Consider the following 16,774-nt stretch of genomic DNA (forward strand, 5'->3'; position numbering starts at 1 on the left):
ATTAAGTTAAGAAGGAGGTTATAGTGTCAGAATTTAACACTTTAACTAAAGCCAAACTAGTTGATTTACTATTTGAGGGAACGGGATTAACAAAGCGTGATTCAAGATTTATAGTAGATTTTTTTTTTAATGAAATGGTTAGATTTCTATCTAATGGATACAATGTCAAATTATCAGGTTTTGGTAATTTCAACTTATTGGACAAACCGCAACGTCCTGGAAGAAACCCAAAAACTGGTAAAGAATTCAATATTTCTGCTCGCAGGGTCGTGTCTTTTCGCGCTAGCAATAAGTTAAAGAAAAATATAAATCATAAAAATGGATTATAGTTGTTCTATTTACAATTGTAGCTGTTAATTAACATTTATTTTATTTGAGTTTTGTATGATGCCAGGAAATTTACCATCTATTCCTTTAAAACCTTATTATACGGTAAGGGAAGTTTTAGATTTATGTGGAATTGAACAACATGTTCTAAGGTACTGGGATAGAGAGTTTATGCCATCTAAATCAGGAAATAAAAAATTTAATCGAAGATATTATAATAGGAGTGAATTATTCTTGATAAGACGCATCAGAGATCTACTTTATAATAAAGGATTTACTATTCATAGAGTAAAGAATTTACTATCCAAAGTGAAAGACTGTTCTTATTATAATTTAAACTATGCTGTGAGTTTAACTGGTTCTGAATTAAATATATTGAATAAAGAAATAGAGGGTATTATTTGTTTATTAAAAGATACAATTATAGATTCTGAATAGTTAAATCATGTTTTTTTATGCAAGATATTGTAAAGAATTCTGTGCTAGTCTTTTATTTATAGTTGAGGTGGTCATGTTATGTGTTTTTACAGCCAAGACGACATATTAGTAGATATATCGACTGCTGCTATGGATACTGGTGGTTATGGTGTATTTCTAACAATAACATCAGATAGTGGTTCTGAGATTGATAATGTTTTCTCCTATCTAGGAGATTGCGATTCTTTATATGAAGCAGTTAGCCTAGCAGAAATATTTGCTAATAAATGGATAGATGAAAATCTAATTACAAATAATTGACAATTTATTTTTGCAGAGAAGATTCTGAAAAAATTCTATAGCAGCTAATATATTTTAAATTTCAAGTGTTTTTTTGATTATAGATTTGGTTGATATATTTTATAGGGATTCTATATCTATGCATAAATACGCTGTATGCAACGATTGATTTATGCATAGTAGTAGATATTTATTGGTCCTTAATCGATCTCTCTGCAGATTCAACGGTATTTGTTAAAAGCATTGCTATTGTCATGGGCCCAACTCCTCCTGGAACTGGAGTAATATAGCCAGCAATGTCTTTGACTGATGGAAGGTCTATATCTCCGCATATCTTATTATCTAAGCCTCGATTGATGCCAACATCTATTAATACAGCTCCAGGTTTAATCATTGATCCATTTATCATTCCTGGTTTTCCAACAGCTACTATAAGTATGTCAGCCCTCTTGGTATGTGATTTAAGGTCTTTTGTTTTTGAATTACATATTGTTACCGTTGCTCCTGCTTGAAGCATAAGCATTGCTATAGGTTTCCCTACTATATTGCTTGCCCCGACTATAACAGCTTCTGATCCTCGTATATTAATATTCTCATTTTTTAGGATCTGCATTATCCCATACGGAGTACATGGACAAAATAATGGATTACCTGTCATCAATAGTCCTGCATTTATAACATTAAACCCATCTACATCTTTATTATGATCTATTGCTTCTATTACTTTGTGAGTATCAATATGTTTTGGTAGTGGTAGTTGCACTAAAATTCCATTTATACTAGTGTCCTTGTTTAGTCTGTAAATATGATTTAGCAATTCGCTCTCTACTATATTCTCTTGGTAATTTTCTTGTTTGGATATTATTCCAATTTTTTCGCACGCCTTAACTTTGTTTCTAACGTATATTTGAGAGGCACTGCTCTCGCCAACAAGTATTACAGCTAGACCTGGTGTTATTCCAATGTTTTTTAGTTTTCTTATTCTGTTTTTTAGATCAACATATACTTGTTTTGATAATGCAAGACCATCTATGATTTTAGTTTCCATGCTTATTAACCTATTTGGTTGAATTAAATTATACATTTATTAAGTTAAGTTTATTTGGTATAAGTATTTATTTAAAATATTGTAAATATTGTAAATATTAGATAGCTTTCAGATAATATAGCATCTTTCTTATTTTAAATTAAATTTAAAAATAGATTTTGATTTATGAGTACAATTAAACTTAAAGATATATAATTATGTGAAATTATATTTTTATTTAAAGTTTTGTTTTATTAATGTTTTTATCATTGAGTGATAACTCAAACATAAGATTGTTATCACTAGTGTTATTTTTTAAATTATTATTTTGTTTGATATACTAATCAAACCTGGAGATATATAGCATGTCCTCTTTGTATCAAAATTCAGATAAAACAGAAGACGATAATGATCAAGAACGGAAAGAGTGGTTAGAATCATTAGAAGCTGTTTTGAATAATAAGGGGCCAGAACAAGCTCGTAATTTAATAGATAGTTTAGTTGAAAAATTACGTAGTCTCGGTATAAAAACACCAATTTCATTTAATACTGACTATGTCAATACAATACCAGTTCATTTACAGTCTATTCATCCTGGCAATTTAAAAATAGAGTCTAGAATAAATGCTTATATACGTTGGAATGCTATGGCAATGGTTGTTAAAGCAAATTGTCATAATCCAGAAGACGGTGGTAGTTTGGGTGGACATATATCATCGTTTGCTTCTTTAGCAACTATGATTGCTTGCGGATATAATCATTTCTGGAAATCTGATAACGCAGAAAAATGCGGTGATTTAGTTTATTTCCAAGGACACTCTTCTCCTGGTATATACAGTAGAGCTTATTTGGAAGGATTCTTATCCGAGCACCATCTGGATAATTTTCGTCAAGAAGTTGATGGGAATGGCCTCCCATCATATCCTCATCCTAGATTAATGCCAGATTTTTGGCAATTTCCTACAGTTTCTGTAGGCTTAAGTCCAATTATGGCAATATACCAAGCTCGATTCCTGAAATATTTGCATGCCAGAGGTATTCTTGATACCAGTGATAGAAAAGTTTGGGTTTTTTGTGGCGATGGGGAAATGGATGAACCAGAATCTTTAGGAGCTATTTCTTTAGCATCGAGAGAGAATCTAGATAATTTAATTTTTGTAGTAAATTGTAACCTTCAACGTTTAGATGGACCAGTACGTGGTAATGGAAAAATAATTCAAGAACTAGAAAGAATATTTGTCGGTGCAGGATGGAATGTTATAAAACTGATTTGGGGTGGATATTGGGATTCTTTATTAGATAATGATAAAGACGGGATACTTAGAAAAGTAATGCAAGAAACTGTTGATGGGGAGTATCAGGCTTATAAAGCCAATGATGGTAAGTTTGTAAGAGAGAATTTTTTTGGAAAGCATCCGAAATTATTAGAAGCTGTTTCACATATGAGTGATAGTGAAATATGGAGATTAAACAGAGGAGGACATGATCCTAATAAAGTTTATGCCGCTTTTAATGCTGCTTACAAACATTTAGGACAGCCTAGCATAATACTAGCTAAAACTATAAAAGGATACGGAGTAGGTCACTTCAGTCAGTCTAGAAATGCAACTCATCAGCATAAAAAGTTGGATTTAGAATCTATACGTGAATTTAGAGATCGTTTTGGTATTCCTGTGCCTGATGAAAAATTAGCAGATTTACCATACTTCAGGCCACCAGAAGATTCTCCCGAAATGAAATATATGAGAGATCATCGTCAAGCTCTTGGCGGTTATATTCCGCGCAGACGTCAAAAATCTGATGATATCCCAAAAATCCCATCTCTAGAAACTTTTAGACCTGTACTTGATCCTACTTCTAATGGTCGTGAGATATCAACCACTCAAGCTTTTGTTCGTATTTTGAATAGCATATTACGTAGTAAAGATATAGGACCAAGAGTTGTTCCTATATTAGCGGATGAATCTAGAACATTTGGGATGGAAGGTTTATTTAGACAGCTAGGAATATATACACCTGGTGGTCAAAAATACGAACCAGTTGATAAAGATCAAGTTATGTATTATCGAGAAACTAGTGATGGACAGCTTCTGCAGGAAGGTATTAATGAGGCAGGAGCAATGAGTTCTTGGATTGCTGCTGCTACTTCATATTCTACAAATAATTACGCAATGATTCCGTTCTTTATTTACTATTCTATGTTTGGATTTCAGAGAGTTTGTGATTTAGCATGGGCGGCTGCAGATATGAAGGCAAGAGGATTTTTACTAGGAGGAACCTCTGGTAGAACTACCCTTAATGGGGAAGGGTTGCAGCATGAAGATGGCCATAGTCATATAATATCATCCACAATACCAAGCTGTATATCATACGATCCTACTTTCGCGCATGAATTAGCTGTTATTATTCACAATGGTCTAAAGCGCATGGTAGAGAATCAGGAGGATATATACTACTACATCACCCTAATGAATGAGAATTACCAGCAACCAGGTTTGATCGATGGTGATGAGGATGGTATATTGAAAGGAATGTATAAGTTCCGATCAGTAGGATCTTCTAAACATAGAGTTCAATTGCTAGGATCAGGTTCTATATTAAGAGAATCTATTGCTGCTCAAGATTTACTAGAATCAGAGTGGGGTGTTTCTTCTGATGTTTGGAGTGTAACTAGTTTTACAGAATTAAGACGTAATGGTTTAGATGTAGAACGTTATAATTTATTACAAAAATCACTAGATTCTCATAAAATTCCTTACGTGACAGAAAAACTTTTAGATTCATCAGGTCCTATTATAGCCTCTACAGATTATATGAAATCTTTTGCCGATCAAATAAGATCATTTATTCCTAAAGGTAGAGATTATTACGTGCTTGGTACTGATGGTTTTGGTAGATCAGATTTCCGCTTTAAATTGAGAGATTATTTTGAAATTGATCGCCACTATATTGTTCTAAGCGCTTTAAAAGCATTAGCTTATAATGGAGAAATAGGATCTGATATACCAAGTAAGGCTATTGTGAAATATGGTATTAATCCTGATAAAATTAATCCTCATAGGGTCTAGGATAAAAATATGAGTGAAGTTATACAATTTAATATGCCAGATATTGGCGATTCTAAAGATTTTGAGGTAATAGAGGTAATGGTTTCAGTCGGGGACAAAGTCTGTATAGAACAGGGTTTGATCACTGTTGAATCAGAAAAAGCCTCAATGGAGGTTCCTTCTAATATAGAAGGTATAGTTAAATCTATTATTGTTAAGGTTGGTGATAAAATATCAGAGAATTCTCCCATTTTATCATTGGAAGTAGAGTCTAGTAAAAATTTAAAAACTTCTAGTGATAATTTTATTAATGTAAATGATCTACATAAATCCTCAACGCAAATCACCAATAATATTAATCTCAATCATGATAATGCTATAAATAAGCAGATAAGTTCATTTGAAAATAATAAAAATACTATTAGTTACGCCTCTCCCTCTGTTAGAAAACTAGCTAGAGATTTGAAGATAGATATTTCTAATGTTATTGGCTCGGGGAAGAAAGGCAGGATTCTACATGAAGATATTAATAACATCATAAGAGACAAATTTGATAAAGAGAGTACTAATAATATCTCATCAACAAGTTTTAATGTACCTAAAGTTGATATTTCAAAGTTCGGTGATTTTAATATTAAGCCATTGAGTCGTATTAAAAAAATATCTGCATCAAGATTACATAGTAATTGGGTTAGCATACCGCACGTTACTAATAATGATGAAGCCGATATAACTGATCTAGAATTATTTCGCAAGAAAATAAACCAGGAAAATTGTAATAATGGTTGTGCTACAAAGATTACGTTGCTTCCATTTATAGTAAAAGCTGTTGTAGCTTCATTGAAAAAATTCCAAGATATGAATTCTTCTCTGGATGGAGATAATATTATATTAAAAAATTACTATAATGTAGGTATAGCAGTTGATACTGATCATGGATTAGTAGTTCCTGTAATTCGCGATGCCGATAAAAAAGGCTTGCTTGAGATATCTTCAGATATCACATCATTATCAAAAAAAGCCCGTAATGGGACATTATTGCCTGCAGAAATGCAGGGAGGGTGTTTTTCTATCTCTTCGCTGGGTGGGATTGGTGGCACTTCATTTACTCCAATAATTAATGCACCTGAAGTAGCTATACTTGGTGTCTCGAAAGCCTTTATTAAGCCAATATGGGATGGAAATCAGTTTATTCCAAAGTTAATAATGCCAATATCATTATCCTATGATCACAGAGTTGTTGATGGAGCGCTGGCTGCTAGATTTAATGTTTATTTATGCAGTCTTCTGAACGATTTTCGTCGTGTATTTTTGTAAACAATATATTAAATTAATATGAGCAATATTTATACAATAAAAGTGCCAAGTTTGGGCGATATAACTGAAGCACATGTAGTAGAGGTTTTAGTTTCGATAGGTGAATCCATAGATAATGGACAGGACCTGATAACTTTAGAATCTGAGAAATCAGTGATGGGTGTGCCATCTACCTGCAAAGGGATTGTCAGAGACATAAAAGTAAAGAATGGAGATATAGTTAAAGCTGGTACTGATTTCATGGAAATTACTATCGATCAAAATATTGATTCTGAAAATGAAAATATTAATTCATTGATCAATAATAATATTCATGATATTTCTAAAATAGATTGTGATGTATTAGTACTAGGTTCTGGTCCAGGAGGTTATTCTGCAGCATTTCGTGCTTCAGATTTAGGGCTAGAAACAGTTATGGTAGAAAAACATTCTTCCTTAGGTGGTGTTTGTTTGAATGTTGGTTGTATTCCTACTAAAACTTTATTACATAGTTCTTCTTTATTAGATAGCACAAAGCATTTAAGCGATATGGGTATTAATATTGGAAAAATAAATGTAAATACAGAAAAATTAAATACCTATACTAGCTCTATTGTATCAAAACTTTCTGATGGATTGACTAGCATGTCAAAAATGAGAAAAGTTCGTGTAATTAATGGTATAGGAGAATTTATTGACTCAAAAAGTTTGCGTGTTAAATCTAATGATGAATCTCCTGAAACTATAGTTCGTTTTAAGTATGCAATAATATCTACCGGTAGTAGTCCGATAAGTCTACCTTTTCTTCCAAAAGATGACAGAATAGTAAATTCTACTGGAGCCTTAAAATTATCATCAAATATTCCTAAAAAAATGTTATTAATTGGTGGTGGTATAATAAGCCTTGAGCTGGGTACTATTTATTCATCATTAGGATCTAGGGTTGATTTAGTTGAAATATCTGATGGTTTAATGACTGGAGCAGATAGAGATCTAGTAAATGCATGGTATAAAATTAACTCCAATCGTTTTGATAGTCTCATGTTAAATACCAAGGTCATAAGTGCCGAGTCTACAAAAGAAGGTATTAAAGTTTATTTTGATGGTAAAGATGCCAAAAATAGTAATTGTTATGATTTTGTTTTACAAGCAATTGGTAGAAAACCAAATAGTTCTAATATTGGTTTAGAAAAAATTGGTGTTGTTATAAATGATCATGGTTTTATTGTAGTAGATAATCAAATGCGCACCAATGTGGATAATATTTTTGCTATAGGTGATGTAACTGGTAATCCCATGTTAGCTCATAAAGCAGTCCATGAGGCCCATATCGCGGCTGAAAATGTTTCTGGAAAAAACGTATTTTTTGATGCAAGAGCTATTCCTTCTGTTGCTTATACTAATCCAGAAATAGCCTGGGTTGGTTTAACTGAAGATGATGCTAAGAAAAAAGGGATAAAGATAAAGAAAGGTGTTTTTCCTTGGGGTGCTTCTGGTAGAGCTATATCCATGGGTGCTGAACAAGGATTAACAAAATTAATCTTTGACTATGAAAGTGAACGTATAATTGGTGGAGGTATTGTTGGGTCTCACGCTGGTGATCTAATTGGAGAGGTGGCTTTAGCAATTGAGATGGGAGCAGATATTTTTGATATAGCAAAAACAATTCATCCACATCCTACTCTAATTGAATCTATTGGTATGGCTGCTGAATCTGCTATTGGATGTTGTACCGATTTGCCTCCATTATCAGTTAATAAATAGTTTTATAGCAATTATTGGAATTTTTAGAATCATATATCATTAAGATCTTCTGATGGAATTAAATAGTTTTTTTGAGTTTTTTGGATATTATCTTCCTCAGCATTGTTGGGTTCAAAGTATTCTTGGTATTTTGATATTGACAATAGTATCGTTATTTTTACAGATACTTGTGGGGTATTTAGTCTTATCAATTGCTAATAGGCTATTAGTGCTTGGTGGGTATGAGGATTGGAATAATGCACTGGCTAAATATAATGTATACAAGTATATAAGATATTCAGTGCCATTCTTTGTTGTTTCAGGAGGTATAGATTTAATTCCTCATATAGATAAGTTGGCTGATTTTGTAGGTCGTTTAGCTAGATCATCTGTCTGTCTATGTTTTTTCTTGGTTTTAGGAGGTATTTTAAGCGTAGTACAAGACAGATATTCTTTTAGTACGATGGCTCAGACTCGTTCTATTAAAGGTTATATACAGATAGGAAAATTATTACTTGCCGTTATATGTATTATTTTAGTTTTATCTATATTGATAGATCGCTCTCCTTTGCTAATGATTTCTGGTTTAGGAGCTTTGTCGGCAGTATTGTTGTTAGTATTTAAAGATACTCTATTGTCATTAGTAGCTAGCACTCAACTTATAAGTAATGATATGCTAAGAATAGGTGATTGGATTGAAATGCCCCAATCTAACGCTGATGGTTTTGTGCGTGATATAGCTTTGCATACTGTTAAAGTTCAAAATTGGGATAATACATTTACTACAGTCCCAACCTATAAATTATTTTCTGAAAGTTATAGAAATTATAGACAAATGTTTGAGTCTGGAGGCAGACGTATAAAAAGAAGTATAAACATTGATATTAATAGTATAAAATTTTTGAGCATCAATGAACTTAGTTCCTTAATGTGTTTTAAATTACTAGATGGATACTTTAATTCCAAAATACATGGATCAGATTTACTTGACTGTAAATCTGAAAGTATTAATACTAATATAACCAATATTAGTGTTTTTAGATATTATGCACTAGCCTTTCTAAAGTCACATCATGAATTACGTAAAGACATGACTATGGTCGTACGTATGCTGGAGCCGAAACCTGAAGGTGTTCCATTAGAAATATATTGTTTTACCTCGCTAACAGCTTGGATCGAACATGAACGCATACAAGGAGATGTTTTTGATCATCTAATTACTATTTTACCTAAGTTTAATTTGCTAATATATCAAAAACCTTCTGGAGTTATTTGATTTTTTATTTAACCAAGAACAGAGTAATTTATGAGTACAGTTAAGATCGCAATAGCACAAATAAATTCTTGTGTTGGAGATATTGAAGAAAACACGAATAAGGTTATATTATCAGCTAGTTCTGCTTCTAATGACAATGTTGACTTGTTAGTTACTCCTGAATTGGTAATTACAGGTTATCCTCCTGAAGATCTGTTATTTAACATTGATTTCATTGAATGTCAGAATAGAGCTCTAAATAGATTAATAAATGAATCAAAAAAATTTAAGGAACTATATTTATTAGTCGGTCACGTGAGCTTAATCTCTAAATCAATATATAATGCAGCGTCATTAATATATCAAGGTAATTTAATATCTACTTACTATAAGTGTGCTTTACCTAATTATTCGGTATTTGATGAAAAGAGATATTTTAGTAATGGTGATATACCTTCTACATTTATTATTAAAGGTATTAGAATAGGGGTGATTATATGTGAAGATTTATGGTCGCCGGATGTTATAAGAATGTATAAAAGTATGCAGATTGACGTTTTAACTGTGCTAAATGCTTCTCCTTTTGATATTGGTAAAGAAAATAAAAGAATTGATGTTGCTAAGAAATCTGCCAAGGAATTAAATTGCGATATTGTGTATACTAATAGTGTAGGAGGTCAAGATGAATTAGTTTTTGATGGGTCTTCTTTTATAATTAACAGCAAAGGTGATTATTTAAAGAAACTACGTTCTTGGCATGAAGATTATGGTTATTATGAATTAGGGGTTACAAAAACTATTTCTTCTATTACCGAAAATTCTGAAGAATATATGATTTGGAATGCTTTGGTTTTAGGTCTTAGGGATTATATATATAAGAATGGATTTCCTGGGGTATTATTGGGATTGTCAGGTGGTATAGATTCGGCATTAGCTCTTTTAATAGCGGTAGATGCTGTTGGTTATGACAAAGTTAGCGCTATTATGATGCCATCTTTATATACATCAGAAATTTCCATAGAAGATGCATCATCCTTAGCTTATAATCTAAAAATAGATTATAAGGTAATCAATATCGATGATATAGTTTCATCTTTTACTAGGGTTTTATCATGCTTAGCTCCATCTAATAATGCAACGGAAGATTTTACGTATGAGAATATACAAGCTCGTATTAGATGCGTTTTACTAATGGCAATATCTAATTCTAGCGGTAAGTTAGTGCTAAGTACTAGTAACAAATCTGAAACCAGTGTTGGTTATTGTACTATTTATGGTGACATGATAGGAGGTTTTTCTGTTCTTAAGGATGTTTCTAAGGGAATGGTGTATCGCTTGGCTCGATGGTGTAATAGGAATAAAGAAATCATACCTAGCAGAATTATATCGAGAGCTCCAACTGCTGAATTAAAATTTAATCAAACTGATCAGGATAGTTTACCTCCTTATGATATTTTAGATAAGATATTGATGCTGCATATTGAAAATTATAAAACTAAAAAAGAAATAATAGATTTAGGTTATAGTGAAGATGTTGTTTTAAAAATATTTAGTTTATTAAAATCTAGTGAATACAAGCGTTATCAATCACCACCTGGAACAAGGATAAGTGAACGTTCTTTCGGTAAGGATTGGAGATATCCAATAACAAATAAGTTTTCTGGATAGATATCCTTTCATAATGGATATATGTATTCGATTAATAATTGCAAATAATTTTTGCCATTCCATGTATTTTCATCAACTCTGTATACCACTTTTATATTGTTTGGCAAATTATTTGTATGATTAAACCAGATAGCATCAAATTCTGTTCCCTCTCTTTTTATTATTAATTTTTTGTGAGCGTTTTTAATTGTTTTTTGTGAAATCACTTTAAAAGTATCAATAAATATCGGTGAAGGAAAACCTGATCCCCATACTTGCATTCTTAATAGACGAGAAATTTCCAAATTCGCATATTCAATTTCAAGAGAGCCATCTGTTTCAATTGTAGGAATCATTTTACTGTTATTAGTTATTGATTTTACTGTATCTTCAAATATTTCTTTAAATGCAGTGTAGTTATTACTATTTAATGTTAACCCTGCAGCCATTGCGTGTCCGCCAAATTGTTTTATTAAATTATTATGGTTATTAGCTATTGTATCTAATATATCTCTTATGTTTAAATCTATTATAGATCTTGCGGATCCTCTTATTTCATTATTCCCAGAGTCTGCAAATACTATTGTTGGCTTCCAAAATTTTTCTTTTAATTTTGAAGCAACCAAGCCAACTACACCACTATGCCATTTTTCATCATAAATACATATTGTGTTTTTTTCTTCGAACTCATTATTTGTTATGTCTAATAATGCCTCTTCGTTCATTTTATTTTCTATAGATCTACGACATTTATTAATACTATCTAGTTCTGTTGCTATTCTTATTGCTTCATCGTATTCATCTGTTATTAAGCACAATATTCCTAATCTCATATCAGATAAACGTCCAGCTGCATTAAGACGTGGTGCTATATAGAATCCTAAATCACAACTGTCAGCATTATCTATTTTTCTATTTGCTATTTTAAATAATGCCTTTATGCCTGGTTTAGTATAACCGCTCCTTATTCTATTTAATCCTTGTGTTACCATTAAACGATTATTAGCATCTAGTTTTACTAAGTCTGCAATGGTTCCTAATGCTACTAAGTCGACTAATTCATTTAACTTAGGTCCTGTATTATTGTGATATATATTTCGTCTACGCATTTCCGCTCTGAGTGCTATCATTAGATAAAATATTACACCTACACCTGATAAATTTTTAGATGGGAAATTACAGTTAGGTTGATTAGGATTAACTATGGATAATGCATTAGGAAGCCTGGTTCCTGGAAGGTGATGATCTGTAACTATAACCTGAATATTATTCTCGTTTGCATATTCTATTCCATCAATACTCGATATTCCATTATCTACTGTGAGAATTATGTCTGGTTTATATTTTCTATTTAATAATATTTGTTCGATAATGTCTGTAGATAGGCCATAGCCATTTTTAAATCGATTAGGGACTATAAAATCAACATTCGCCTTCATTGCTCGCATTGCTCTGATTCCTACAGCACATGCTGTTGCTCCATCACAATCATAATCAGCTACTATTAATATATTTTTATTTTTTGTAATGGCATCAGTTAAATGTCTAGCGGCATTATCTATTTGATTTAAATAATTTGGTGGTATCAGTGATATCCAATCATACTTAATTTGATTTATATTATTAATTCCTCTGGATGTCCATAACTTTGCTAACAAAGGATGTATTCCAAAGCTTTCTAAAATGCTAATTGGCTCTTTTTCTGTTGATCTTATTATTATTCTAGGTAATATTGCCATTTATTTTTTCTGCCATAAATTATTTTTTTAAGTATATTAAAATCTCTTAGTGGAGATATTTCAATACATCTATTTGTACCCAATAAAGTTAGTGTTATGTCTTTTTTTTCTTATTATTCTTGTCAAGAAAATAACTTTTTAGGGAAAGATCAATATTTGCTAGTTTTTCTATCCATAATTCAATATTATTATATATTTTTATGTTTTCCAGATCATCTAATATTATGCTGCCATGTTTCTTAAAATCCCATGACTTTGCTCCACCATATAACCATAATGAGTTTATTGTATCTATACCTTTATTAGTTCTATTAGTATTTACAATATGTTTGTTCCATATAATTTGTATTTCATTTAATAATTTTCTCCAACTACTTAGCTTATACGTATAATCCAGAAAATTATTTATGTTGCTGCCTGCTATTGCTTTTGGGCTAAATGATTTAATATCAATATTATTTGATGAGAATAGACGCCATCTTTCTGCAGATATAAATTCAATTCTAAATTCTGATTTGCTTACAGTAGGTAGTATGCTTTCAAGCAAAGAGAGACTTTCTTTCTTGTCTAGGTTTATGGTTGGATTTGAAATCATTGCTCCATTTATACCAATATCTAAATGAACTAATTCTAGTATCCAAACTGGGCAATTATCACTTGGTTCTGTTTCAGCTAGAAGAGGTCCTAAACCTGATGAAAATAACTTGTTCTTTTCATTCTTAAAACCACAATTTTTTAATTTCCATGATTCAAATGCCGTGCATCCATATTCTTCTATAAAATTAGATAAATTTGATTTAACATATGATTCATTTATAAACTTATATAAATTAGGTGCATAAGTTTGGATTAACTCTGAAAATTTAATATGCATTTCTTTAGGAATAATAAACCCTGGTATTATAATGTTCATTTTTAGTAAAATATTATTGATGACTTTTATTACATTATCACAAAGTTTAGTTTTTATATTGCTTTGTGATATCTTATTTACTTAGTGGTGAGCATATTGTGTTCAGATTGCCTTATGAGTTATGGATAGCAGCAAAGTATGTTGGAATAATAAAAAAAACTGATGATAAATTTATTTCATTTATTTCTGTTTCTTCAGTGATAGGTATATCATTAGGAGTTGCTGCATTATTGGTAGTAGTTTCCGTTATGAATGGTTTTCAGAAAGAAATAAAAGATAGGATTCTTTCTGTAACATCTCATGTAGAAATTTCTTCTAGTAAGTCTCAGTATAATGATTTGAAGAATGATTTTATGAATAAGATTTTTGGCAAAAGTTCATATAATAGTATATCTGCATATTCCTCTTTTATATCATCCCAAGCTATTATATTATCAGTATCAGGATTATCTAAAGCTAGGGGTATTCAAGTTACTGGCATAGATTTTAAAAGCTATTGTAATGTATCTGATTTAGGGAAAAGTATTATCTTTGGTGATTCAAATGATCTTGAATTAGACAAATCTAATGGCATTATTATTGGCAATGAGCTTGCCATGATAATGAACTTAGGTTTAGGAGATAAGCTAAGCATTTTATCACCAGATTTTTTATCTAATATTAATTCTTTTACTCCAAAGACGAAACAGTTCCTTGTGACAGGTATATTTAAATCTGGATATTATGATTATGATGCAAATGTTGTGTTTATAGATATAAGTAATGCTTATGAATTATTCTCAGATAATTGTAGATGTGGGATAAGAATACTCTTAGATGATATACAAACTGCTCCATATATAAGCAAGAAAATTAGAGATAGTTTAGACTGGAAGTTTTTAGTACAAGACTGGTCTTATAGTAATAAGAACTTATTTATTGCGATTCGGACAGAGAAACGTATGATGTTTATAATCTTATCTATGATTATTACTGTAGCTGCCTTTAATCTTTTTTCATCTTTGATTATGGTTGTCAAAGATAGAGAGAGTGAAATAGCTATTATGAGGACTATAGGTATTAGCGCCTCCAAAATACTAACTATATTCACTTTAGTAGGATTGATTATTGGTTTAATTGGTACGTTTATAGGTATTGTTTCAGGTATTCTTATACTACAAAACTTGGATTTTTGTGTTAACCTTATTGAGAGTATCATGAAAGTAGATTTTTTACCGTCGGATGTATATTTTATTAACAAATTTCCTGTTGATATTAGAATTAATGACATATTCGCAATAGCTTGCTTATCTATTTTATTGTCCCTATTTGCAACTATTTTGCCTAGTTATAGAGCGTCTAGATTACAACCTGCAAAAGTGTTAAATCGTGTTAAATAAAAATGATTGTATTTTAAGTGTAATCAATTTATGTAAATCTTATAGTGATCATAATGATAAAATTAATATTTTGAGCAATATTAATTTTTCATTATATAAGTCTGAAGTAGTAGCAATTATTGGTTCTTCTGGTTCAGGGAAAAGTACTTTATTGCATATAATTGGTCTTTTAGATTCGCCAGATTCTGGTTCTGTGATCATAAACGGTCTTGATACGGCTAACTTTTCTAAAAGTGAGAGAGATGGGATTCATAATTATAATATTAGTTTCATGTATCAATTTCATCATCTGTTATCAGAGTTTAATGTATTAGATAACGTAGCTTTACCTGTAATTATTCGCAATAATTCATACGAGGAATCTCGTCAACTTGCTAAAGATTTACTAGATAAACTTGGATTAAAAGGTAAAGAGAAAAAATCTCCAGGAGAATTATCAGGAGGAGAACGACAAAGAGTTGCTCTAGCAAGATCTTTGATTACTAGACCAAATTGTGTTATTGCTGATGAGCCGACTGGAAACCTAGATAAAAAAACTTCTATGTTAATGTTTGATTATTTTCTAGAAATGAAAAATGAATATGGTACCTCATTTATAATGGCAACTCATGACTTGGATCTTGCTTCTATGGCTGATAGAAAAATGTGCTTGGAATATGGAAACTTATCTTTTATTTAGAACCACATCAAATGTTTTTAATAGACACACATTGTCATTTGGATGATGTTATATTCAGATCTGTTAGTAGCCGAATTTATCAAAGAGCGCAATCTTCTGGAGTGAAGGTTATTATTGCGCCTTCTACAAATATCAATAATTTCGATATCATTAAAAATTTAGCTCATAATTACGAAGGTGTTTTTTACTCTCTTGGCATACATCCGTTAAGTATAAATCTAAATTCTCATAGTGATTTAAATTTATTATATAAAACCATAAGCAATGTTATTAGCGATAAAAAATTTATAGGTGTTGGAGAGATAGGATTGGATTTTCGTAAAATTTATGATGATGCCAATATTTATTTCCAAAAAGAATATTTTGTTAAGCAACTTTTAATAGCCGAAGAATTTAGCTTACCTTTAATCATACACTCGGTAAAATCACAAGATATTGTGCTTAGTCTCTTAAAAAAAAGACATAATAGTGGCGGAATTATTCATTCTTTTAGTGGTAGTTATCAGCAAGCAATTAGTTTTATCAATCTTGGTTTTTTACTTGGTTTCGGCGGATCCATCACATATAAAAGAAACACAAAAGTACGTCATAATGCAAGCTCATTACCTCTGGATTCCATAGTATTAGAAACAGACTCTCCTTACATGTTACCAAGTTGGCTTACTAATGATAAAGATATTTTTAATACTCCATGTGAGATAGTTGACATAGCGTTAGTTTTATCAAGATTACGTAACTGTAGTATTGGTGAAATTGCAAGCTCTACTACTAAAAATGTGGTTAATTTAATACCTAAATTAAATTATTTAAATTACATAGATAAGTAATTTTTATTATATTTTTTATCAAGTATTTATAATTCAGTTTCGTTGTTTAATAAATTATCGATTTTCGAAATTACTAATTTTTGTCAATTTTATTCTAGTATTTAGTGCTTTTTATATACAATAAAAGGCAATAATGAGGTATTTTATATCTTGTTATTATATCATTCTATGAGTCATG

At 30.9% G+C, this 16,774-nt stretch carries 14 protein-coding genes; 11 read left to right on the forward strand and 3 right to left on the reverse strand.

Annotated features, from left to right (window positions below; all coding sequences use genetic code 11):
- The first annotated feature begins 23 nt into the window (after window positions 1-23).
- The 3 genes from ST1E_RS01540 (at window position 24) to ST1E_RS01550 (ending at window position 1,065) form a co-directional block, all read left to right on the forward strand.
- Complete coding sequence (locus tag ST1E_RS01540; protein WP_015389488.1) at window positions 24-329, forward strand: integration host factor subunit alpha; 306 nt, start codon at window positions 24-26, stop codon at window positions 327-329.
- Window positions 330-384: 55 nt separating this feature from the next.
- Window positions 385-765: a MerR family transcriptional regulator gene (locus ST1E_RS01545; protein WP_015389489.1), complete on the forward strand. Its 381-nt coding sequence runs from the start codon at window positions 385-387 to the stop codon at window positions 763-765.
- A 78-nt stretch (window positions 766-843) separates the two neighbouring features.
- Window positions 844-1,065, forward strand: a complete 222-nt coding sequence (locus ST1E_RS01550) for a hypothetical protein (protein ID WP_015389490.1) — start codon at window positions 844-846, stop codon at window positions 1,063-1,065.
- 169 nt (window positions 1,066-1,234) lie between these two features.
- Here the strand turns inward: ST1E_RS01550 and folD are convergent, their stop codons facing one another.
- A complete protein-coding gene (folD, locus tag ST1E_RS01555; RefSeq protein ID WP_015389491.1) occupies window positions 1,235-2,092 on the reverse strand; it encodes a bifunctional methylenetetrahydrofolate dehydrogenase/methenyltetrahydrofolate cyclohydrolase FolD in 858 nt (285 codons plus the stop codon).
- Window positions 2,093-2,436: 344 nt separating this feature from the next.
- Between folD and aceE the strand changes: the two genes are divergently transcribed.
- From aceE to ST1E_RS01580, 5 genes are read left to right on the forward strand one after another with little or no spacing between them, the layout of a single operon-like run.
- Window positions 2,437-5,139 (forward strand): pyruvate dehydrogenase (acetyl-transferring), homodimeric type, encoded by a 2,703-nt coding sequence (aceE, locus tag ST1E_RS01560; protein WP_015389492.1) that lies wholly within the window; start codon window positions 2,437-2,439, stop codon window positions 5,137-5,139.
- A 9-nt stretch (window positions 5,140-5,148) separates the two neighbouring features.
- On the forward strand, window positions 5,149-6,435 hold the full coding sequence (locus tag ST1E_RS01565; RefSeq protein WP_015389493.1) for a 2-oxo acid dehydrogenase subunit E2: 1,287 nt from the start codon (window positions 5,149-5,151) through the stop codon (window positions 6,433-6,435).
- Window positions 6,436-6,453: 18 nt separating this feature from the next.
- A complete protein-coding gene (gene lpdA / locus ST1E_RS01570; protein WP_015389494.1) occupies window positions 6,454-8,178 on the forward strand; it encodes a dihydrolipoyl dehydrogenase in 1,725 nt (574 codons plus the stop codon).
- A gap of 52 nt (window positions 8,179-8,230) precedes the next feature.
- Entirely contained in the window at window positions 8,231-9,433 is a 1,203-nt protein-coding gene (locus tag ST1E_RS01575; RefSeq protein ID WP_015389495.1) for a mechanosensitive ion channel family protein, read from the forward strand.
- 30 nt (window positions 9,434-9,463) lie between these two features.
- Window positions 9,464-11,080, forward strand: a complete 1,617-nt coding sequence (locus ST1E_RS01580) for an NAD+ synthase (protein ID WP_015389496.1) — start codon at window positions 9,464-9,466, stop codon at window positions 11,078-11,080.
- Between the two features lie 8 nt (window positions 11,081-11,088).
- On the opposite strand, the gene recJ is transcribed toward ST1E_RS01580, so the two are convergent.
- Both recJ and ST1E_RS01590 read right to left on the reverse strand, forming a co-directional pair.
- Window positions 11,089-12,798, reverse strand: coding sequence for a single-stranded-DNA-specific exonuclease RecJ (gene recJ, locus ST1E_RS01585; protein WP_015389497.1), 1,710 nt, complete (start codon window positions 12,796-12,798; stop codon window positions 11,089-11,091).
- Between the two features lie 94 nt (window positions 12,799-12,892).
- Window positions 12,893-13,711 carry a hypothetical protein gene (locus tag ST1E_RS01590; protein WP_015389498.1) on the reverse strand — a complete coding sequence of 273 codons (819 nt, stop codon included), beginning with the start codon at window positions 13,709-13,711 and terminating at the stop codon, window positions 12,893-12,895.
- A 65-nt stretch (window positions 13,712-13,776) separates the two neighbouring features.
- On the opposite strand from ST1E_RS01590, the gene ST1E_RS01595 reads away from it, so the two are divergent.
- From ST1E_RS01595 to ST1E_RS01605, 3 genes are read left to right on the forward strand one after another with little or no spacing between them, the layout of a single operon-like run.
- Window positions 13,777-15,090, forward strand: a complete 1,314-nt coding sequence (locus tag ST1E_RS01595; RefSeq protein WP_015389499.1) for a lipoprotein-releasing ABC transporter permease subunit — start codon at window positions 13,777-13,779, stop codon at window positions 15,088-15,090.
- Complete coding sequence (locus tag ST1E_RS01600; protein ID WP_015389500.1) at window positions 15,080-15,769, forward strand: ABC transporter ATP-binding protein; 690 nt, start codon at window positions 15,080-15,082, stop codon at window positions 15,767-15,769. Before ST1E_RS01595 ends, ST1E_RS01600 begins: the two co-directional genes overlap by 11 nt.
- An 11-nt stretch (window positions 15,770-15,780) precedes the next feature.
- Complete coding sequence (locus ST1E_RS01605; protein ID WP_041185958.1) at window positions 15,781-16,596, forward strand: TatD family hydrolase; 816 nt, start codon at window positions 15,781-15,783, stop codon at window positions 16,594-16,596.
- Window positions 16,597-16,774 lie beyond the last annotated feature (178 nt).

The sequence above is a fragment of the Candidatus Kinetoplastibacterium galatii TCC219 genome, assembly GCF_000340905.1.
Classification (GTDB): Bacteria; Pseudomonadota; Gammaproteobacteria; order Burkholderiales; family Burkholderiaceae_B; genus Kinetoplastidibacterium; species Kinetoplastidibacterium galati.